At 61.4% G+C, this 20934-nt stretch carries 16 protein-coding genes and 4 tRNA genes; 14 read left to right on the top strand and 6 right to left on the bottom strand.

Annotated features, from left to right (window positions below; translation table 11 throughout):
- Positions 1-116: 116 nt before the first annotated feature.
- Positions 117-830, bottom strand: a complete 714-nt coding sequence (locus tag BN1120_RS11260) for a 3-deoxy-D-manno-octulosonic acid kinase (protein WP_010672321.1) — start codon at positions 828-830, stop codon at positions 117-119.
- A gap of 138 nt (positions 831-968) precedes the next feature.
- Here BN1120_RS11260 and BN1120_RS11255 point away from each other — a divergent pair, with 138 nt between their 5' ends.
- The 8 genes from BN1120_RS11255 to BN1120_RS11220 all read left to right on the top strand — a co-directional run bounded on the left by BN1120_RS11255 (position 969) and on the right by BN1120_RS11220 (position 9005).
- Entirely contained in the window at positions 969-2069 is a 1101-nt protein-coding gene (locus tag BN1120_RS11255; RefSeq protein WP_042016196.1) for a glycosyltransferase family 9 protein, read from the top strand.
- A gap of 256 nt (positions 2070-2325) precedes the next feature.
- A complete protein-coding gene (gene gmk, locus BN1120_RS11250; protein ID WP_039040668.1) occupies positions 2326-2952 on the top strand; it encodes a guanylate kinase in 627 nt (208 codons plus the stop codon).
- A 79-nt stretch (positions 2953-3031) separates the two neighbouring features.
- Positions 3032-3307, top strand: a complete 276-nt coding sequence (rpoZ, locus tag BN1120_RS11245) for a DNA-directed RNA polymerase subunit omega (protein ID WP_005307060.1) — start codon at positions 3032-3034, stop codon at positions 3305-3307.
- 135 nt (positions 3308-3442) lie between these two features.
- Entirely contained in the window at positions 3443-5560 is a 2118-nt protein-coding gene (spoT, locus tag BN1120_RS11240) for a bifunctional GTP diphosphokinase/guanosine-3',5'-bis pyrophosphate 3'-pyrophosphohydrolase (protein WP_039040667.1), read from the top strand.
- Between the two features lie 107 nt (positions 5561-5667).
- A complete protein-coding gene (gene trmH, locus BN1120_RS11235) occupies positions 5668-6396 on the top strand; it encodes a tRNA (guanosine(18)-2'-O)-methyltransferase TrmH (protein ID WP_042016168.1) in 729 nt (242 codons plus the stop codon).
- Between the two features lie 2 nt (positions 6397-6398).
- Positions 6399-7061 carry a CatB-related O-acetyltransferase gene (locus tag BN1120_RS11230; RefSeq protein ID WP_042016165.1) on the top strand — a complete coding sequence of 221 codons (663 nt, stop codon included), beginning with the start codon at positions 6399-6401 and terminating at the stop codon, positions 7059-7061.
- Positions 7058-8098 carry an alpha/beta fold hydrolase gene (locus BN1120_RS11225; RefSeq protein WP_042016163.1) on the top strand — a complete coding sequence of 347 codons (1041 nt, stop codon included), beginning with the start codon at positions 7058-7060 and terminating at the stop codon, positions 8096-8098. Before BN1120_RS11230 ends, BN1120_RS11225 begins: the two co-directional genes overlap by 4 nt.
- Before the next feature lie 103 nt (positions 8099-8201).
- The gene (locus tag BN1120_RS11220) at positions 8202-9005 is read left to right on the top strand and encodes a Cof-type HAD-IIB family hydrolase (RefSeq protein ID WP_042016195.1); all 804 of its coding nucleotides are present in this window, start codon (positions 8202-8204) and stop codon (positions 9003-9005) included.
- 70 nt (positions 9006-9075) lie between these two features.
- Here the strand turns inward: BN1120_RS11220 and BN1120_RS11215 are convergent, their stop codons facing one another.
- The 5 genes from BN1120_RS11215 to BN1120_RS11195 form a co-directional block, all read right to left on the bottom strand.
- Positions 9076-9594: an RICIN domain-containing protein gene (locus BN1120_RS11215; RefSeq protein WP_041214197.1), complete on the bottom strand. Its 519-nt coding sequence runs from the start codon at positions 9592-9594 to the stop codon at positions 9076-9078.
- Positions 9595-9765: 171 nt separating this feature from the next.
- Positions 9766-9842 (bottom strand) — tRNA-Pro (locus BN1120_RS11210).
- Between the two features lie 59 nt (positions 9843-9901).
- Positions 9902-9987, bottom strand: a tRNA-Leu gene (locus tag BN1120_RS11205).
- 20 nt (positions 9988-10007) lie between these two features.
- Positions 10008-10083 (bottom strand) — tRNA-His (locus BN1120_RS11200).
- 50 nt (positions 10084-10133) lie between these two features.
- A tRNA-Arg gene (locus BN1120_RS11195) sits at positions 10134-10210 on the bottom strand.
- Positions 10211-10473: 263 nt separating this feature from the next.
- On the opposite strand from BN1120_RS11195, the gene BN1120_RS11190 reads away from it, so the two are divergent.
- The 6 genes from BN1120_RS11190 (at position 10474) to kdpA (ending at position 20899) form a co-directional block, all read left to right on the top strand.
- Positions 10474-11064, top strand: coding sequence for a TetR/AcrR family transcriptional regulator (locus BN1120_RS11190; RefSeq protein WP_042016162.1), 591 nt, complete (start codon positions 10474-10476; stop codon positions 11062-11064).
- The gene (locus tag BN1120_RS11185) at positions 11061-12167 is read left to right on the top strand and encodes an efflux RND transporter periplasmic adaptor subunit (RefSeq protein WP_039040661.1); all 1107 of its coding nucleotides are present in this window, start codon (positions 11061-11063) and stop codon (positions 12165-12167) included. Before BN1120_RS11190 ends, BN1120_RS11185 begins: the two co-directional genes overlap by 4 nt.
- A 15-nt stretch (positions 12168-12182) precedes the next feature.
- Complete coding sequence (locus BN1120_RS11180) at positions 12183-15263, top strand: multidrug efflux RND transporter permease subunit (protein ID WP_039040660.1); 3081 nt, start codon at positions 12183-12185, stop codon at positions 15261-15263.
- A 120-nt stretch (positions 15264-15383) separates the two neighbouring features.
- Positions 15384-17342, top strand: a complete 1959-nt coding sequence (locus tag BN1120_RS11175) for an ATP-binding protein (RefSeq protein WP_042016159.1) — start codon at positions 15384-15386, stop codon at positions 17340-17342.
- Between the two features lie 76 nt (positions 17343-17418).
- Positions 17419-18768: a glutathione-disulfide reductase gene (gene gorA, locus BN1120_RS11170; protein ID WP_042016156.1), complete on the top strand. Its 1350-nt coding sequence runs from the start codon at positions 17419-17421 to the stop codon at positions 18766-18768.
- Between the two features lie 448 nt (positions 18769-19216).
- A complete protein-coding gene (gene kdpA / locus BN1120_RS11165) occupies positions 19217-20899 on the top strand; it encodes a potassium-transporting ATPase subunit KdpA (RefSeq protein WP_042016154.1) in 1683 nt (560 codons plus the stop codon).
- The last annotated feature ends 35 nt before the right edge of the window (positions 20900-20934 follow it).

The raw sequence follows: 20934 nt of genomic DNA, 5'->3' as shown, positions 1-20934 counted from the left end.
GTAACATTGGTGCTGGCGCCGAGCAACCGCGCCAGCATCGCTGGCCTCGCACCTCTCGCCTCTGGTGGTCCGCCATCAGGGCTTGCCAGCCTCCAGCTACGAAGTGGGACCCGACGTCACGCCACCTTGCCCTGATAGCCTGCCATCAGGGCCTGCCAGTTTTCCGGCACGAAGTGGAAGCTGGTGTGCAGTTGCGACTCCTTGTTGAAGGAGCGCAGCAACCGCTCCAGGTTGGCCTGCTGCCAGTTGCCGGGGGAGCGGATGGCTCCTTTGTCGAAGTCGATCACCCACACCTTGCCCTCCTTGTCGAGCAGCAGGTTGTGGCTGTTGAGATCCGCATGATAGACCCCTGCATCGTGCAACTGGCGCACCGTTTTGCCTATCTTGTGCCACACCTCACCGGCGATCGGCCCCTGCTTGAGCAGGGCCACCAGATCCTTGGCGCCGCGAATGCGCTCGATCAGGATGTCGGCCCGATAGAAGGGCCCCTGCTTGACCATGCGGGCCGCAAAGGGGCGCGGCACCGGCAGCCCCTGTTCACTCAAGGTCGCCAGCAGACGATATTCAGCCATGGCCCGGCTGCTCTCCACCCCCTCAAACCAGAACCGGTCACGCACCAGCTTGCCCACCATGCCGCCACGGTAGTAGTGACGCAGCACCAAGTGGCGGGATTCATCCTTCACGAACCAGGTCACCCCGCGGCCGATGGAAGAACCCACCACCTGGCGATGGGTCTGCCACCAGACAGGATCGAACAAGGCAGGGGAAGGATCGCGGAAGACTCCGTCGGCATACCAGCAGACCTGGTTGTGGGTGGTGTGTGTCAGCATGATGAGAATTCCGGTCGAAAGTGGGTGCAGGGCATCCATTCAGAAAGCCGTGCCGGTCGGGCAACCGGCGCAATTTTACAATCCACAGGGGAGTTTGCATAATGCCATCCATCCATTTTGCCATCGTTGCGCCACATCATGCCGCTGTTCCAAACGCCGCCCTCCTCCATCTGCATCCTGCGGCTCTCCGCCATCGGAGATTGCTGCCACGCGCTGGCGCTGGTACGCGTCATCCAGCGGGAGTGGCCCCAGACCCGCATCACCTGGATCACCGGCAAGATTGAGGCGACCCTGTTCGCCGATCTGCCGGGGGTCGAGGTCATTCCCTTCGACAAGAGCAAGGGGTGGCGCGGCTATCGCGATCTCTGGCAGACCCTCAAGGGGCGCAGGTTCGATGCCCTGCTCCACCTGCAGGCCGCCATGCGCGCCAGCATCGCCACCCTCGGCATCAAGGCCAAGGTCAAACTCGGGTTTGATCGGGAGCGCGCCAGCGACGGTCAGTGGTTGTTCACCAACCATCGGGTCCCCTCACCCGCCTCCCCCCACGTGCTGGACGGCTTTCTCGCCTTCGCCAAAGAGCTCGGGATAAAGGATCTGACCCCGGACTGGCAACTGCCCATCAGCGCCGAGCACCAGGCCTGGGCGAAGGAGATAATTGGCGGCAAGCCGACCCTGCTCATCTGCGCCGCTGCCAGCAAGGCATTCAAGAATTGGACTGCCGCCGGCTACGCCGCGCTGGCGGATCACGCCGCAGACAAGGGCTTTCAGGTCTATCTGTGCGGCGGACCGGCCAGGCTGGAGCGGGATCTCGCCGCCGAGATCCAGCGCCTCAGCCAGAGCAAGCCGGCAGATTTGGTGGGGCAAACCAGCCTCAAGCAATTGCTGGCGCTGATTGGCGAGGCGAGCCTGGTGCTGGCCCCGGATACCGGCCCTGCCCACATGGCCACCCTGGTGGGGACACCCGTGATCGGCCTCTACGCCCACCACAACCCGGAGCGTACCGGCCCCTATCTGTGCCGGGATTATCTGGTCAGCGTCTATCAGGAACTGATTGAGCAGGAGACCGGCAAGCCGCTGGCCGAGCTCGGCTGGCGCACCCGCCTCAAGGATCCGGACGCCATGGCCAAGATAAGCCGCGAGCGGGTCATCGCCGCCTTCGAGCGCCTCTGTACCGACAAGCATCTTCTACCGACCCAGGGCAACTCGGAAATTCCGAGCCCTGGCGCAGGGATAATCTGATGGCCCGGCCCCGGCTCCGTGGGCAGAATGGCCCTCTATGCGGGTAACGCCCGCACAGCAAGCTACGGATATTTTGATCGGCTGGAATATGATTCCGGCCGTTTTTTTATCCGCCCCCATCTGCTAACATTCGCCGCCTTTACATCCTCCTGACTCTGATTCCTCCGCGCATTGCGAGCAACCGTCTCCCTTATCGGGCACAAGACGGCGGCCTCTGCTACAACCAAAGCGCGGATCATCGCTTAAAGGTACAGACATGGCGCAACAAGGCACTCTCTACATCATCTCTTCCCCGAGCGGGGCCGGTAAGTCCAGTCTGCTCAATGCCTTGCTGACCCAGCACAACGCCGCCGGCAAGATGCAGCTGTCGGTCTCCCATACCACGCGCGCCACCCGTCCCGGTGAAGAGCACGGGGTGCACTACCACTTTGTCAAGGTGGAAGAGTTCAAGGCGCTGATCGAGCGCGGTGACTTTCTGGAGTGGGCAGAAGTCTTCGGCAACTACTACGGCACTTCCCGCGCCGCCATCGAGGCCTGCCTGGCGCAGGGCATCGACGTCTTCCTTGACATCGACTGGCAGGGTGCCCGCCAGATCCGCGAACAGATGCCGACCAAGTCCATCTTCATCCTGCCTCCCAGCCGCGAGGAGCTGGAGCGCCGCCTGATCGGCCGCGGCCAGGACAGCGCCGAGGTGATCAAGGGCCGGATGGAGAAAGCCATTGCCGAAATGGTGCACTATGACGAGTATGACTATGTCATCATCAATGAAGACTTTGAGCTGGCACTGTTCCAGCTCAGGGCCGTCATCGAGTGCCAGCGCCTGGAAATGCGTCAGCAACAGCAGGCCCAGCAAAACTTGCTGAAACAGCTACTGGCAGAGTAAGCCAAAAACAAGTAAACTTTTGCGTCATTTTTAAACACTGCTTTTTCAATCACAGAAAGCCCAAACACTGGAGTCCCGCATGGCCCGCGTTACTGTAGAAGATGCTGTAAAACAGGTAGGTAACCGTTTTGACCTGGTGCTGGTCGCCGCGCGCCGCGCTCGTCAAATCGCGGTACAAGGCAAGGATCCCCTGGTCGACGAAGAGAACGACAAGCCGACCGTGATCGCCCTGCGCGAGATCGAACTGGGTCTGGTCAACAACCAGGTGATGGATACTCAGGACCGCTACGAGCAGCAAGAGCAGGAAGCCGCCGAGCTGGCTGCCGTTGCTGCCATCGCAGAAGGTCGCGGCTAAGTCAGTCGCTTCCCATAGTCGGCGCCCGCCCGGGTGCCGGCTGTTCTCCCCATTTACAACCGCTCGAAAACCTCGCAAACTCGAGGGCATACCCTCAATTTCACGGATTGCCGTTTAACCGCTGCGGGGACTGTCTTGTATTTATTTGAAAATCTTAAAGAAATAGCCAGTTCCTACCTGCCACCCGAGCAGGTTGAGAAGCTCAGGCAAGCCTATGTGGTAGCCCGTGATGCTCACCAGGGACAGATGCGTTCCAGTGGTGAACCCTACATCACTCATCCCGTTGCCGTGGCCCGCATCCTGGGCGACATGCGCCTCGATCACGAGACCCTGATGGCTGCCGTGCTGCACGACGTCATCGAAGATACCCCTGTCACCAAGGACGATCTTGCCGAGCAGTTTGGCAACGCCGTCGCCGAGCTGGTCTCCGGTGTCTCCAAGCTCGACAAGCTGAAGTTCCGCGATCGCAAGGAAGCCCAGGTCGAGAACTTCCGCAAGATGATGATGGCCATGACCCAGGACATCCGGGTCATCCTGATCAAGCTGGCCGACCGCACTCACAACATGCGTACCCTCGGCTCCTTGCGACCGGACAAGCGCCGCCGCATTGCCCGGGAAACCCTCGAGATTTTCGCCCCCATCGCCAACCGCCTCGGTATTCACACCATGAAGAACGAGCTGGAAGAGCTCGGCTTCGAGGCGCTCTACCCCATGCGCTCCCGGGTACTGCGGGAATCGGTACGCCGCGCCCGTGGCAACCGGCGCGAGATTATCGACTCCATCCAGAGCGAGATTGAGGGGCGTCTGCGGGAAGCCGGTATCGATGCCCAGGTAAGCGGACGCGAGAAAAACCTGTTCTCCATCTACAACAAGATGGAGAAGAAAGAACTGCAATTCCACGAAGTGATGGATATCTATGCTTTCAGAGTGAGAGTGAAAGACATAGACACCTGCTACCGGGTGCTTGGGCAGATGCACAGCCTCTACAAGCCGCGCCCCGGTCGCTTCAAGGATTACATCGCCATCCCCAAGACCAACGGCTACCAGTCCCTGCACACCTCCCTGGTGGGCCCCCACGGGGTACCGGTGGAGGTGCAGATCCGCACCGAGTTCATGGACCAGATGGCCGACAAGGGCGTCGCCGCCCACTGGGCCTACAAGCAGGATGGGGACAGCTCGGGCACCACGGCCCAGATCCGCGCCCAGCGCTGGATGCAGAGCCTGCTGGAGCTGCAACAGAGCGCCGGCAGCTCCTTCGAGTTCATCGAGGGGGTCAAGACCGACCTCTTCCCCGACGAGATCTACGTCTTCACACCGGAGGGCCGCATCATGGAGCTGCCCGCCGGCGCCACCCCGGTGGACTTCGCCTACACGGTGCACACCGACATCGGTCACGCCTGCGTCGGTTCCCGGGTCGACCGCCACCCCTATCCGCTGAGCAGCCCGCTGCACTCCGGTCAGACTGTGGAGATCATCACGGCCCCCGGCGCCCGCCCGAACGCGGCCTGGCTCAACTTCGTGGTGACCACCAAGGCACGCTCCAAGATACGTCAGTTCCTCAAGAACCTGCGCACCGAAGAGTCCGTGGTGCTGGGCCGCCGCCTGCTCAACCATGCCCTCGGCGCCAAGAACATCGAAGACATCCCGGAAGCCCGCGTCAAGCAGGTGCTGGCCGATACCAAACACGAGAACCTGCAGGGGCTGCTGGCCGACGTGGGCCTTGGCAACGCCATGAGCGTCATGGTGGCCCGCCGCATGCTCGGGGATGAGCTGCCGCCGGAAGAGCAGCCCAAATCCACCAGTAAAAAGATGCCGATCAAGGGCGCCGACGGCATGCTGGTCACCTTCGCCAACTGCTGCCGCCCCATTCCGGGGGATGCCATCATCGCCCACATCAGCCCGGGCAAGGGACTGGTGATCCACCAGGAGTCCTGCCGCAACATCAAGGGCTACAGCCGCGAACCGGACAAATACCTGCCGGTGCAGTGGGAGGTGGACAAGGAGCAGGAGCAGGAATTCCGCACCGGCATCAGCATCGAGATCGTCAACCACCAGGGCGCCCTGGCGGAGCTGGCCAACGTGATTGCCGCCACCGGCGCCAACATCCACGCCATCAGCACCGAGGAGAAAGATGGCCGGGTCTATGTGGTCACCCTGCTCATCACCACCAAGAGCCGGATCCACCTCGCCAACATCATGCGCAAGATCCGGGTCATGCCCAACGTGCTCAGGGTGAGCCGACAGAAAAACTGAACACAGGCGGCGCAAGCCGCCTGCTGCTTTTCAAGAGATACCCAGGGCCCCATGCCGCAAGCCACCAGTCTTGTTGCATGCACCGGCCTCACGACATAGAAACCGACATGACTCCTGAACGCTTCAAACGCATTTCCGACATGCTGGCCCAGCGCCAGCTCGACCTGACCGTCTGCATGGAAGAGGTTCATAAACCTCACAACCTGGCCGCCATCGTGCGCACCGCCGATGCCATCGGCATCCACCGGGTGCACGCAGTCTGGCCCAAGAGCTGGATCCACAAGCGCAAGGGCACCGCCCGCGGCAGCCAGAACTGGGTGGACGTGAAGCTGCACCCGGACATCGGCAGTGCAGTGACCGAACTCAAAGCTTCCGGCATGCAGATCCTGGCGACCCACCTCTCCGACAGCTCCGTGGACTTTCGCGCCATCGACTACACCAGACCCACCGCCATCCTGGTGGGCCAGGAGAAGCACGGCATCGGCGAAGAGGCGCTGGCCCTGGCCGATCACCATATCGTCATCCCCATGGTGGGCATGGTGCAGTCCCTCAACGTCTCGGTGGCCGCCGCCGCCATCCTCTACGAGGCCCAGCGCCAGCGCGAGCTGGCCGGCTGTTATCAGCGCGGCTGCCCGCTCACGCCCGAAGAACAGAACACCATCTTGTTCGAGGGGGGCTATCCCGTCTATGCCCAGCTCTGCAAGGAGAAAGAGATGCCCTATCCCCAGCTCGGCCCGGCCGGTGAGATCCTGGCTGACGAGCAGTGGTGGCAGCAGATGCAGCTGACCCGCAAAGGCTGGGCTGCACAGCAAGATGAGCAATTACAGGAGCAATAATAATGAATAGTCCCTTTGGCAGCTGGCTGGAGTCCCAGGTAATACGGGATCATCTCAGCAACCCCAATATCGAGGCTGGCGACTACAGCTACTACTCCGGCTACTACCATGGCAAGCCGTTCGAGGATCACTGCGTGCGCTACCTGCTGGGTGACGGCTCGACCCGGGAGACCTGGGAGAGCGGCATCTGGGGTGAGGTGGATCGCCTGCTCATCGGCAAGTTCTGCTCCATCGGCTCGGGTGCCACCTTCCTGCTGGCCGGCAATCAGGGCCATCGCATGGAGTGGGTCTCCACCTTCCCGTTCGATCCGGGCACCTTTGGCGAGGGGGTACAGAGCGGCTTCCAGCGCAAGGGGGATACCCGGGTCGGCAATGATGTCTGGATCGGCTCGGAAGCCATGATCATGCCCGGCATCACCATAGGCGATGGCGCCGTCATCGCCACCCGCGCCGTGGTCACCCGGGATGTGGAGCCCTACACCATAGTCGGCGGCAACCCGGCCAAGCCGATCCGTCGCCGCTTCAGCGATGAGCAGATTGCCCTGCTGCAGGAGATGCGGTGGTGGAACTGGCCGCTGCCGCGCCTGCAGGCGGCCATGCCGCTGCTCTGCTCGGGCGACATCGAGGGGCTTTACCAGCACTGGCAGCAAGAGTCGGCATCATGAAGCTGATGTCGCCCGCCCTGCTGGCCCTGACCCTGTTTTCCGCCGGAGCCCTTGCCGTGAGCAATCCTTACCAGCTGACCACTGAAGCCGACGTTCCCGCCCTCTATCAGCAGACCCTGCCCGACTTCTGGCGCCAGCATGCCGTCGAGGGGGAGTTCCAGGGCAAGGACGGGGTCACCCTCCGCTATGCCGCCCTGCGCCAGCCCAAGATCGATCGCGCCATCCTCATCGTCAACGGCCGGGTCGAGAGCTACCTCAAGTATCAGGAGCTGGCCTGGGATCTCTGGCGCCAGGGTTACAGCCTCTACCTCATCGATCATCGCGGCCAGGGAATGTCAGACCGCATGCTGGCCGACAAAGAGAAGGGGTATGTCGACCAGTTCGACGACTATGTCGCCGATCTCAAACAGTTTCATGACGAAGTGATCGCCCAGGACCAACCCGCCAAGCTGTTCCTGCTGGCCCACTCCATGGGGGGGGCCATCTCGGCCCGCTATCTGGAACGCTGGCCGAACGACATCCAGGCGGCGGTGCTCTCCTCCCCCATGATGGGCATCAACCTCGGCGGCCTGCCCAAGTGGCTGGCCAAGGGGTTGGCGGCCACCATCGGCACGGTCGGCGGCTGGGTGGGCGAGCCCCCCTACGGCCCGGGTCAGGGACCCTATGAAGATCACGGCTTTGCCGACAACGAGCTGACCCACAGCACGGCGCGTTATCAGGCCTTCCGCCAGATCTACGAACAGCATCCCCAGGTCAGGCTGGGGGGCGCCACCGCCCACTGGATCCATCAGGCCATCACAGGATCGGACGCGGCCGTGGCCGACGCCGGCACCATCAAGACGCCGCTGCTGCTGCTGCAGGCCGGTGAGGACAGCGTGGTGGACAACGCCGCCCAGGAGGCCTTCTGCGCCAAGGCCCAATGTGATGGGAGCAAGCCGCTGCGCATCGAAGGGGCCTGGCACGAGCTCTTCATAGAGGCGGATCCCCAGCGCCAGGCCGCGCTCAATGCAACCCTGGCCTTCTTCGCACGCTACTGACGCGACCAGAAGGGGCTGGTTATTTTTTGGATCCCTAAATAAATGGGGTGACGGCAGACGCTGGGGTACACTCCCCCGGCGTTCAATTGAAGTCGAGGTAATGATGTTCAAGGTAGTTGTGTCCGATCTCGATGGTACCCTGCTCAACGGGCAGCACCAGATCTCCTCCCGCACCCGGGATACCCTGCACCGTCTGGTCGATCAGGGCGTCAAGTTCGTGGTCGCCACCGGCCGTCACCATGTGGATGTGCGCAGCATCCGCGATGCGCTGGGGCTGGATATCTACCTCATTACCTCCAACGGCGCCGTGGTGCACGACAAGCAGGACCAGCTGGTCTACAACCAGGCGCTGCCGAGCACGGTGGCGGCCGAGCTGATCGCCATGGAACGCGACCCGTCCATCCACATCAACGTCTACTACGGCGACGAGTGGCTGGTGGAAGAGGAGCTGCCCTGGTTGCTGCAGTTCCATCACGACTCCGGCTTCAGCTACCGCCTGGCGGATCTGGCCAACCACCCGAAGGACAGGGTCAACAAGGTGTTCTACATCGGCGACCACGACAAGCTGCTGAAGATAGAGGCGCACCTCAACCAGCAATATGGTGATCGGATCAACGTCACCTTCTCCCTGCCTGACTGCCTCGAGGTGATGCACGCCGGCGTGCACAAGGGCAATGCCGTGCGCGCCGTGCTGGAGCAGCACGGGCTGGAGATGTCCCAGGCAGTGGCCTTCGGCGATGGCATGAACGACTTCGAGATGCTGAGCATGGTGGGCCGTGGCGTGGTCATGGGCAACGCCCACGATCGCCTCAAGCAGGCCCTGCCAGAGCATGAACAGACCCTCACTTCCGATGAAGATGGCGTTGCCGTCTATCTGGAGAAACTGTTCGCCTCCCAGACCCGCTGATAAGGCATCCCCGTCGCGGATAGAAAAAGGGTGGCCACATGGGCCACCCTTTTTGCTTCTCGCCCTCTTGTCACCACGCCAGAGCCGGGCGCACCAGACGGTTCAACAGCGTGCCGGATGGCGTCCACTCAAAACTCTGGTTGGCGCCGCCATAGCATTCGGCGAGGCGCAGGGGGACGGCGGGCTTGTGACGGCGACCCGCCACATCCAGGCACAGCGACACCTGCCGATTGAACAGACGATCCCCCTGCCACAGCCATTGATGGCTCTCCTCCCGGCACGCCTCCATCCCCAGACCATCCTCCCCTTTGGCGACCAGGCAATCCCCGGCCAGTTGCAGGGCACCGACATCCCAGCTGAATGACTGGTTCGATTGCTGATCGCAGGGCTGAGTCAGCAGACGGCCCTGCTCGCTCAGGGTCACGCAGAAGCCACCACTGGTCACCAAGGTGGCCTCGAGTTCGGCCTTTGGCTTGGGGGCGGCGCCCATCAGAAGATCTTCCGGTTTTGGCTGCAGGGCGCAGCCGCCTAGCAGCAGTGCGGCCATGGCCAGCACGGAGAGTTGAAGAGAAGTGATATGGTGATGCATAGGCCTTGTATCTGGTCCGTGCCCGAGCGTCCCCTGTCTCGCGGCTCCGGGCCCCAGCATAGCGAACTCGTGGCGAACAGGCGCCTGAAGAAGTGTAAAAAGACGTGACAGGAAAAAGCGAAAGAGAAATGCCAAAAAGCAAAAACCCCGCCTGAGCGGGGTTTTCAAATGTGGTCGGTGATAAAGGATTCGAACCTTTGACCCTCTGGTCCCAAACCAGATGCGCTACCGGGCTGCGCTAATCACCGAGGGGGTATTCCAAAAACACAAAGATGACCATCTGGTCATCCTCGTCATACAGCAAGTATGGTGCGAAGAGAGGGACTCGAACCCTCACACCCGGGGGGCACTAACACCTGAAGCTAGCGCGTCTACCAATTCCGCCACCTTCGCGTACCTGACAAGCTGTAAAATGGGGTGGCTGATGGGGCTCGAACCCACGACAACCGGAATCACAATCCGGGACTCTACCAACTGAGCTACAGCCACCACAGCTGTTTTCGTTCTTCAACACGCCCGTTTAACCGGCGCACTTTTGATGGTGCGCCCGACAGGATTCGAACCTGTGACCTCTGCCTCCGGAGGGCAGCGCTCTATCCAGCTGAGCTACGGGCGCTACGCTGTCGAACGGGGCGCATTATTGATGATGATGCCGACCTTGTCTACTCTTTTTTTGACACAAAGAATCAAGTGCCTGTTTTTCAATCACTTCCGACCCTTTTCAACTATTTTTGTTTTGTTCAGGCTGGATCCAGCAATTCCCCACTACTTTTTGAATCCCTCACCCCATAGGGTCAAAGATGATGGGCAATGCTTGACTTGCCTTTGCGCCCACCTAGAATGAATGAACGTTCATTCAGTCGTTGACCTCTGATAACCATGGATAAGAAAGAACGCATTTTCGAAGCAGCTCACGAGATCCTCGGCGAGCAGGGCTTCTACGGCCTTTCCATTGCCGTGGTCGCCAAGAAAGCCAAGGTGGCGGCAGGCACCATCTATCGCTATTTCAGCGACAAGGATGACCTGATCCGCCAGCTCTATCAGCACACTATCCTCAAGTTTCATCCCCTGGTCATGGAAGGTGTGCAGATAGAAGAGGTGTCCTATGAGCAGTATCGGCGCCTCTGGCTCAACATCGATGCCATCTTCACCAGCTACCCCAATGCACTCAAGTGCAAATTGCAGTACGAAAGTTCTCCATTGGGGGCTGAATTGGAGCGGGATCCGGTCATAATGGCGACGTGGGCGCCACTTGAGCGCTTCTTTGAGCAAGGACGCCAACAGGGACTCTTCATCGATCTCCCCATTCTGGTGTTGCAAGCATTGAGTCTGGATTGCGTGGCCAACCTGGCACAGCAGCGCCGGGTTCACGATTTCGAATTGACGCAGGAACAGCTGGAGACGGTCATCCGGGCCAGCTGGAATGCCATTTTAAACCCTAATGTTTCCATCACAGGAGCCTGTTCATGAAAAAGTGGATGGCCATCATGTTGCTGATAGCACTCGCCCTGTTTGGCAGTGTCATCGGCTTCAATATGTTCAAGCAGAAGAAGATTGCAGAGTTCATGGCCAATCGGCCCGAGCCTGAGTTCCCGGTCACCGCCATGGTCACCAAGGCGCAGGACTGGGTCCCCACCATTGAAGCCATCGGCTTCATCGAGCCGAACCAGGGGGTCACCCTCTCCAGCGAGCTGTCAGGCACCATCGACAGCATCCGGTTCGAATCCGGGGCACATGTCAAAGCGGATCAACTGCTGCTGAGCCTGGACTCCAGTGTGGAAAAAGCCAATCTGAACTCCTCCCAGGCCAGACTGCCGGCAGCCAGGGCCAAGTTCGAGCGCTACAAGAACCTCTATCAGAAGAACTCCATCTCCCGGGACCAGCTGGATGATGCCGAGGCAAGCTACCGCTCCCTGGAGGCGGACATCGACAGTCTGAAGGCCACCATCGCCCGTCGTGAGGTGCGTGCCCCCTTCAGCGGCGCCGTGGGCCTGCGCAACGTCTTCCTCGGCCAGTATCTGGAACCGGGTACCCAGATTGTGCGCCTCGAAGACACCAGCGTGATGCGCCTGCGCTTCACCGTGCCCCAGACCGACATCTCCAAAATCACCCTGGGACAGACCATCAAGATCAACGTGGATGCCTATCCCCAGACCCAGTTTGACGGCCAGATCACGGCCATCGAGCCCGCGGTCAACTATCAGAGCGGCCTGATCCAGGTGCAGGCAGACATTCCGAACAACGACGGCCAGCTCCGTTCCGGCATGTTCGCCCGCGCCAGCATCATACTGCCCACGGTGAAAGACCAGATCGTGATCCCGCAGTCCGCCATCTCCTTCACCCTCTATGGCGAGAACGTCTACGTCATTCACGAGGCTGACGGCGTGAAACGCGCCAAGCAGGTGGTGGTCAAGGCAGGTGAGCGTCGCGGCAACGATGTCCATGTGCTGTCCGGCATCAAGGCTGGCGATCAAATCGTGCTGTCGGGTCAGGTTCGCCTGAGCAACGATACCAAGGTGCACGTGGTCGAGAACGATGCCCTTGCCGTTCCGGCACAAACCCCGATGCTGTAAGCGCGGAGAGCTGCGATGCGATTTACTGACATATTCATAAAACGGCCTGTGCTGGCGATCTCGCTCAGCTTCCTGATAGCCCTGCTGGGCTTCCAGGCCATCTTCAAGATGCAGGTGCGTGAATACCCCGAGGTGATCAATACCGTCATCACGGTCAACACCAGCTACTATGGCGCCAGTGCGGATCTGATCCAGGGCTTCATCACCCAGCCTCTGGAGCAGGCGGTCGCCCAGGCCGACAACATCGACTTCATGACCTCCTCGAGCCAGCTGGGCAGTTCCACGGTGACGGCGTACATGAAGCTCAACACCGATCCGAACGCCGCGCTGTCCGACATCCTGGCCAAGGTCAACTCGGTGCGTTCCCAGTTGCCCAAAGAGGCGGAAGACCCTTCGGTCACCTCCTCCACCGGCTCCACCACGGCGGTGCTCTACATGGGCTTCACCAGCCCGGAGCTCAACTCCAGCCAGATCACCGACTACCTGGAGCGGGTCATCAAGCCCCAGCTGTTTACCGTGGGCGGGGTCTCCAAGGTGGATCTGTATGGCGGGGTCGAATTCGCCCTGCGGGTGTGGCTGGATCCGGCCAAGATGGCCGCCTTTGACCTGACCTCAAGCGACGTGATGACGGTGCTCAACAGCAACAACTATCAGTCCGCGACCGGCCAGGCCACCGGCTATTTCACCCTGTTCAACGGCAACGCCGAGACCCAGGTCGGCAACATCGAAGAGCTCAAGCGTCTGGTGGTCGCCACCCGCGACAGCAAGGTGATCCGCCTCTCCGACATCGCCAAGGTCTCCCTGGAGAAGAGCCACGACATCTATCGCGCCAGCGCCAACGGCCGCGAGGCCGTAGTGCTGGCCATCAACGCAGCCCCGACAGCCAACCCCATCAACATCGCCCACGATGTGCTGGAGCTGCTGCCGAGCCTGAAGCGCAACATGCCGAGCACCATGCAGGTGAACGTCCTGTATGACTCCACCATCGCCATCAACGAATCCATCCACGAGGTCATCAAGACCATACTGGAGGCGGCCGCCATCGTACTGGTGGTGATCACCCTGTTCCTCGGTTCGTTCCGGGCGGTCATCATCCCCATCATAACCATTCCCCTGAGCCTCATCGGCGTGGTGATGATGATGGACATGTTCGGCTTCTCCATAAACCTCATGACCCTGCTGGCGATGGTGCTGGCCATCGGTCTGGTGGTGGATGACGCCATCGTGGTGCTGGAGAACGTCGACCGTCACATCAAGGAAGGGGAAGAGCCGTTCCGGGCCGCCATCATAGGTACCCGGGAGATCGCCGTGCCCGTCATCGCCATGACGGTCACCCTGGCGGCGGTGTATGCGCCCATCGCCCTGATGGGGGGCATCACCGGCTCCCTGTTCAAGGAGTTCGCGCTGACCCTGGCGGGCGCCGTGTTCGTCTCGGGCATCATCGCCCTGACCCTGTCGCCCATGATGTGCGCCAAGATGCTCAGGGCCAACGAGGAGCCCGGCAAGTTCGAGCGTACCGTACACGATCTGCTGGACCGGATGACGGCCCGCTACGACGCCATGCTCCATGCCGTGATGCAAAAGCGCATCGTGGTCATCCTGTTTGCCGTCATCGTGTTCGCCAGCCTGCCGCTGCTGTTCAAGTTCATTCCGAGCGAGCTGGCCCCGTCCGAGGACAAAGGCGTCATGGCGGTGCTGGGGACGGCCCCTTCCAACGCCAACCTGGACTACATCGAAAACACCATGGCGGACGTGAACAAAGTCCTGGACGACCAGCCGGAGATCGCTTACTCCCAGGTCTTCTCGGGGGTGTTCAACTCCAACCAGGCGTTCGGTATCGCCTCCATGGTGCCATGGAGCCAGCGTGAAGCGAGCCAGAAAGAGGTGCTGGACCGGGTCGCCGGTCTGGTGAAGGACATCCCCGGGATGGCCATCACCACCTTCCAGTTCCCGGAACTGCCGGGGGCCTCGAGCGGTCTGCCCATCCAGTTCGTCATCACCACCCCGAACAGCTTCGAGAGCCTGTTCCTGATCGCGGGTGAGATGCTGGCGGCAACCCAGGCCAACGGCCAGTTCGTCTATTCGGATCTCGATCTGAACTACGACTCGGCCACCATGAAGATCAGCATCGACAAGGACAAGGCGGGTGCCTACGGCATCACCATGCAGGACATCGGCATCACCATGGGCACCATGATGGCGGACGGTTACGTCAACCGTATCGACCTGGATGGCCGCTCCTACGAGGTGATCCCGCAGGTGGAGCGCAAGTTCCGTCTCAACCCCGAGTCCATCAAGGGCTACTACGTGCGTGCCGCCGACGGCAAGTCGATCCCGCTGGGCAGCCTGATCAAGATTGAAGTGAAGGGAGAGCCCCGTGCCCTGCCCCACTTCAACCAGCTGAACTCCGCCACCATCGGCGCCGTGCCGGCACCTGGCGTGGCCATGGGGGATGCGATCAACTGGTTCAAGGCGACCGCGGAAGAGAAGCTGCCCCAAGGCTATCGTTACGACTTCATGGGGGAAGCCCGCCAGTTCGTGACCGAAGGGAATGCGCTCTACGCCACCTTCGCCCTGGCCCTGGCCATCATCTTCCTGGTGCTGGCGATCCAGTTCGAATCCGTGCGTGACCCGCTGGTCATCATGGTGTCGGTGCCGCTGGCCATCAGTGGCGCACTGATCGCTCTGGCGTGGGGCATGGCCACCATGAACATCTACTCCCAGGTCGGTCTCATCACCCTCGTCGGTCTGATTACCAAGCACGGTATTCTGATCTGCGAGGTGGCGAAGGAGGAGCAGCTGCTGCATGGTCTGAACCGGATGCAAGCCGTGATGCAGGCTGCCAAGGTCCGTCTGCGCCCCATCCTGATGACCACGGCGGCGATGATCGCAGGCCTTATCCCGCTGCTCTATGCCTCGGGTGCGGGGGCGGCACAGCGCTTCAGCATCGGCATCGTCATCGTGGCGGGTCTGGCCATCGGCACCCTGTTCACCCTGTTCGTGCTGCCGGTCATCTACACCTTCCTGGCATCCGAGCACAAGCCGCTGCCGGAATTCGACGAATCCATCCCGGCAAAAGCCAAGGGCGGTCACTGATCCCAGCCCACACAAACAAGGCCCCGAAAGGGGCCTTATTTTTATCCATTGGATGACACACGACATAAGTCCATGAAGCAGTTAAACTAAACCGCACTCAATCCAGACCGCAAGGACGCCATGTCAGGAATCTTCTCCAAGGCCGTCGGCCTTAACGGACTCTCTTATCGTCTGCTTTCCTACATTCTGATCTGCAGTACGGTGCTGGCACTGCTCATCACCGTGCTTCAGCTCGCCTGGGACTACAACAAGGATGTGACCGTCATCGAGGCCAGCATCGGCCAGATCGAGGCCTCCTTCCTGCAACCCATCTCGGCCAGTCTCTGGAATCTGGATGAAGAGCAGGTGAAGGTGCAGATCGAGGGCATCATGAACCTGCCCAACATGCAGTTCGTCATGGTCAAGGAGATGCTGGGCAATTCGGAAGTGCCCCTGCTCACCCAGGGGGTGGAGCAGCCCCAATACGACATCTCCCGCGAGTTCACCCTGAGCTATCAGGGGGAAGTGGTCGGCAAGCTTTTCGTCGCCGCCTCCCTGGAGCAGGTCTACCAGCGCCTCATCGAGAAATCCGTGCTGATCCTGGTCAGCCAGACCATCAAGACCCTGGTCGTCTCGTTCTGCATCCTGGTCATCATCTACTATCTGGTGATCCGTCATATCAACCGCATCGTCAGCTATGCCCAGAAACTGAGCCTGGATCGCCTCGCGGTGGAGCTGACCCTGGAAGGTCGCCCCCTGCCCCGCAAGTCCCCTGACGAATTCGATACCCTGGCCGCCACCCTCAACCAGATGCGCACCCGGCTGAACGACGAGTTCACGGCCCGCCATCAGGCCGCCGATCAGCTCCAGCAGGAGCGGGACTTCTCCGCCACCCTGATCAACTCCGCCAACATGGTCATCTGCTGCATGGAGCCGGATCTCAACATCGCCAGCATCAACCCGGCGGCTATCCTGCTCACCGGCTATCACCACCAGGAGCTGTTGCAGCACAACTGGCTGGATCTCTTCGTCAGCAAGGAGCAGCGTGACGAGCTGGCCGCCACCCTGGCCGATCAGGGCGCCCTGGAGGACAGGGAGATCACCATGCACGACCAGCAGGGCAACGAGCTGGTACTGCAGTGGACCTTCGCTCCCTTCTACGAGGGGCCCAACCTCAAGTACCTGATCGGCTTTGGTTATGACATCACCCCCCTCAAAAAGGTCGAGCGGGAGATCACCCTGTTCAACGAGCAGCTGGAAGGCAAGGTGGCGGAACGCACCCGCAGCCTGAGCGATGCCAACGACCAGCTGGGCAAGGCCTATGACGATCTCAAGCAGGCCCAGCAGACCCTGGTGGAGTCGGAGAAGATGGCCTCCCTCGGATCCCTTGTTGCCGGCGTGGCCCACGAGATCAACACCCCCATCGGCATCAGCGTCACCGCCTCCTCCTACCTGCAGGAGCGGGTGGCCGACTTCAAGCAGCATATCGAGGCCAAGCAGCTCTCCCGCACCTACCTCAACGAATTCACCCAGAATCTCGACGAGTCGATGCAACTGCTGCAAGGTAACCTGCGCCGCGCCTCCGAGCTCATCGCCAGCTTCAAGCAGGTGGCAGTGGATCAGTCCTCCGAGGCCCGCTACAACTTCAGCCTCGCCGACAACCTGCATCAGGTGGTGGTCTCCCTCGGCTACAAGCTCAAGAAGGCCCAGTGCGAGGTGGACATCCAGTGCGATCCCAAGCTGAGCATCTACTCCTTCCCGGGCAGCTTCACCCAGATCTATTCCAACCTGATCCTCAACTCCATCCATCACGGTTTCGATGGCTGGGACAGGCCCAGAAAGATCACCATCCAGGTGGCGCAGCAGGGAGACGAGCTGGTCATCGACTACAGTGACAACGGCCGCGGCATCCCCCCGGAGATACTACCGCGCATCTTCGATCCCTTCGTCACCTCCAAGCGGGGCCAGGGTGGCAGCGGGCTCGGCACCCATATCATCTACAACCTGGTGGTCCAGCTGCTGCGTGGCCGCATCCACTGCGCCAGCCAACCAGGCCAGGGTGCCCAGTTCCACATTCGCCTGCCCATCCAGCAGAACTGAGCACCGGCTCTTGTGGGCCGGCCGCTTTGTCCCCATCATGCTGTGACTGCATTCTTAACGAGCGGAGAACCTCGCAATGGCACAGCATTTTGACTACATCGCCATCGGTGGCGGCAGCGGCGGCATCGCCTCGGCCAACCGGGCAGCCATGTACGGCAAGAAAGTCGCCCTGATCGAAGCCAAAGAGCTGGGTGGCACCTGCGTCAACGTCGGCTGCGTACCGAAGAAGGCCATGTGGTATGCAGGCCAGATCGCCGATGCCCTGAAATATGGCGCCGACTACGGCTTCGACACCACGCTCAACCACTTCAGCTGGGCCAAGCTGGTCGAATCCCGTCAGGCCTATATCGGGCGCATTCACCAGTCCTACCAGAACGTGCTGGGCAAGAACCAGATCACCGTCATCAAGGGCTTCGCCCGCTTCATCGACAGCCATACCGTCGAGGTGAACGGCGAGCACTACAGCGCCGATCACATCCTGATTGCCACCGGCGGCCGCCCCGAGGTCCCGACCATTCCGGGCGCCGAACTGGGTATCGACTCCGACGGTTTCTTCGACCTGAAAAGCCAGCCCAAACGGGTTGCCGTGGTGGGTGCCGGCTATATCGCCGTGGAGATCGCAGGCGTGATGCAGGCTCTTGGCTCCGAGACCCATCTGGTGGTGCGCAAGCATGCGCCGCTGCGCAACTTCGACCCCATGATCCACGAGACCCTGGTGGAGATCATGGCGCAGGAAGGGCCCAAGCTGCACACCCACGCCATTCCCAAGGCCGTCATCAAGAACGCCGACGACAGCCTGACCCTGCAACTGGAAGATGGTCGCCACCTCACCGTCGACTGCCTCATCTGGGCCATCGGTCGCGTGCCCGCCACCGACAACCTCAATCTGGCTGCCACCGGCATCACCCTGGACGAAAAGGGCTTCATCCCCACCGACAAGTTCCAGAACACCGCCGTCGCCAACCTCTATGCCGTCGGTGACAACACCGGCCGCATCCAGCTCACCCCGGTGGCTGTCGCGGCAGGCCGCCGCCTCTCGGAGCGGCTGTTCAACAACAAGCCGGGCGAGCACCTCAACTACGATCTGGTGCCGACCGTGGTGTTCAGCCACCCGCCCATCGGCACCATCGGCCTGACCGAGCCGGAAGCCGTTGCCGAATACGGGAAAGATCAGGTGAAGGTCTACCGCAGCCAGTTCACCGCCATGTACTCGGCCCTGACCCAGCATCGCCAGCCCACCCGGATGAAACTGGTCTGCGTCGGGCCGGAAGAGAAGGTTGTCGGCCTGCACGGCATCGGCTTCGCCATGGATGAAATCCTGCAAGGCTTCGGCGTCGCCATGAAGATGGGTGCCACCAAGGCGGACTTCGACAACTGCGTCGCCATTCATCCAACCAGTGCGGAAGAGTTTGTGACCATGCGATAAGCGGGGTTGAAGCTGGCCTGTCATTATCAGACCAGCTTCTACAACTGTGTTTCCACTCACCATCCGACCAGCGCGGAAGAGTTTGTGACCATGCGATAAGCGGGGTTGAAGCTGACCTCATCACCATCGGGTCAGCTTCCGCCACTTGCTACCAAAACCCTGCCCAGGCCGGGTTTTTTGTGCCTTGCCCGTCCACCAGCCAACAAAACCCGCCTTCTTTACGCCGATTTTACGCCAGCCAAATTGGGCTTTATGGCGCCTTTACGCCCGTTTTACATACCCTTTCAGCGTCAATGAGACCCATGGGATCGACACGGATATGCATCGATCCCTGACGCTAATTACCTCAACGGAGTCGTTATGAATTGGCTATATCTGCTGCTGGTCCTCGCCCTCGCGGGCTATCTGCTGCGCGCCCTCGCGCGCACTCATGAGTGAGGAACCGGATATGTGGCAAGAGATCATCTATCCCGTCGCGTTCGTGCTGCTGGTGCTGCTGCCGGCGCCTCTGCTTGGCAACTACCTGTATCGGGTATTTGAAGGCAAGAGTCGCTGGCTGGCCCCGCTTGAGCGCGCCACCCTGGCCTGCTGCGGCACGGACGGGCGCGAGCAGGACTGGAAGTCCTACGCCCTCAGCCTGCTGGCTTTCAACGGCGCCGGTTTCGGCCTGCTGTTCCTGATCCTGATGGCGCAGGGGCTCCTGCCCCTCAACCCGCAGCAACTGCCAGGGTTGAACTGGCAACTCGCCTTCAACACCGCGGTCAGCTTCATGACCAACACCAACTGGCAGGCCTACTCCGGCGAAGCCAGCCTCTCCTACTTCAGCCAGATGGTGGGGCTCACCACCCAGAACTTCGTCTCCGCCGCCACAGGCGCCGCCGTCGCCATCGCCCTGTTTCGCGGCATCGCCCGCCAGCAGACCACCCACCTTGGCAACTTCTGGCAGGATCTGGTGCGCTTCTGCCTCTACGTGCTGCTGCCGATGGCGCTGATCCTGGCGCTGCTGCTGGTATGGCAGGGGGTGCCCCAGAGCCTGTCGGCCTACCTGCCGTTCCACGCCCTGGAAGGTCAGGAGCAGCTGCTGCCGATCGGCCCGGCCGCCTCCCAGATCGCCATCAAGCAGCTCGGCTCCAACGGCGGCGGCTTCTTCGGCATCAACTCGGCCCATCCGTTCGAGAACCCGACCGCCCTCTCCAACTGGCTGGAAATGGTCGCCCTGCTGACCCTGGCCGCCGCCATGGTCTGCACCCTGGGCCGTTACGTGAAGGATCTGGCCCACAGCCGCGCCATCCTCATCGCCATGACCATCATGCTGGTGCTGGGGCTCTGCCTCGCCATCGGCCAGGAGCTGAAACCGGATCCCGCCCTCGCCCACCTCACCAGCGAAGCCGGCAACTGGGAAGGCAAGGAGAGTCGCTTCGGCCCCGTGCTGTCCAGCATCTGGGAAGTGGCCACCACCGCCGCCTCCAACGGCTCGGTCAACGCCATGCACGACAGCTTCACCCCCCTCGGCGGCATGGTCGGCATGATCAACATGCTGCTGGGTGAAGTGGTGTTCGGCGGCGTCGGTGCCGGCATCTACGGCATGATGCTGTTCGTGCTGCTGACCGTGTTCCTGTGCGGCCTGATGGTGGGGCGCACTCCGACCTATCTGGGCAAACGGCTCGGCATCACCGAGATGAAGTGGGTGGTCGCCAGCATGCTGGTGATGCCGGTCGGGGTATTGGTGATCGGCGGCATTACCCTGCTGATGCCGAACTCCGCCACCGTCATCGGTCACGACGGCCCCCACGGCCTGTCACGACTGATCTATGCCTACGCCTCGGCCGCCGGCAACAACGGCTCCGCCTTCGCCGGCTTTGCCGCCGCCGACAGCTGGCAGTGCATCGCCATCGGGCTGGCCATGCTGCTCGGCCGTTTCGGCTACATCATTCCGGTACTGGCCATCGCCGGCCAGCTAGCCCGCGCCCCGCGCCAGGAGACGAGCGAAGGGGACTTCCCGATCAGCGGCCCGCTCTTCATCACCCTGCTGATTGTCACCGTGCTCCTGATGGGGGGTCTCTCCTTCCTGCCGGTGCTGGCGTTGGGCCCGGTGGCGGAACACCTGAGCCTGCTGGGAGGAGCCTTCTGATGCTGCACCTCCGACTGATCTGCGTGACCAACTAT

It is taken from the genome of Aeromonas caviae (genome assembly GCF_000819785.1).
Lineage (GTDB): Bacteria > Pseudomonadota > Gammaproteobacteria > Enterobacterales > Aeromonadaceae > Aeromonas > Aeromonas caviae.
This window is presented reverse-complemented; position numbering and strand designations above follow the sequence as displayed.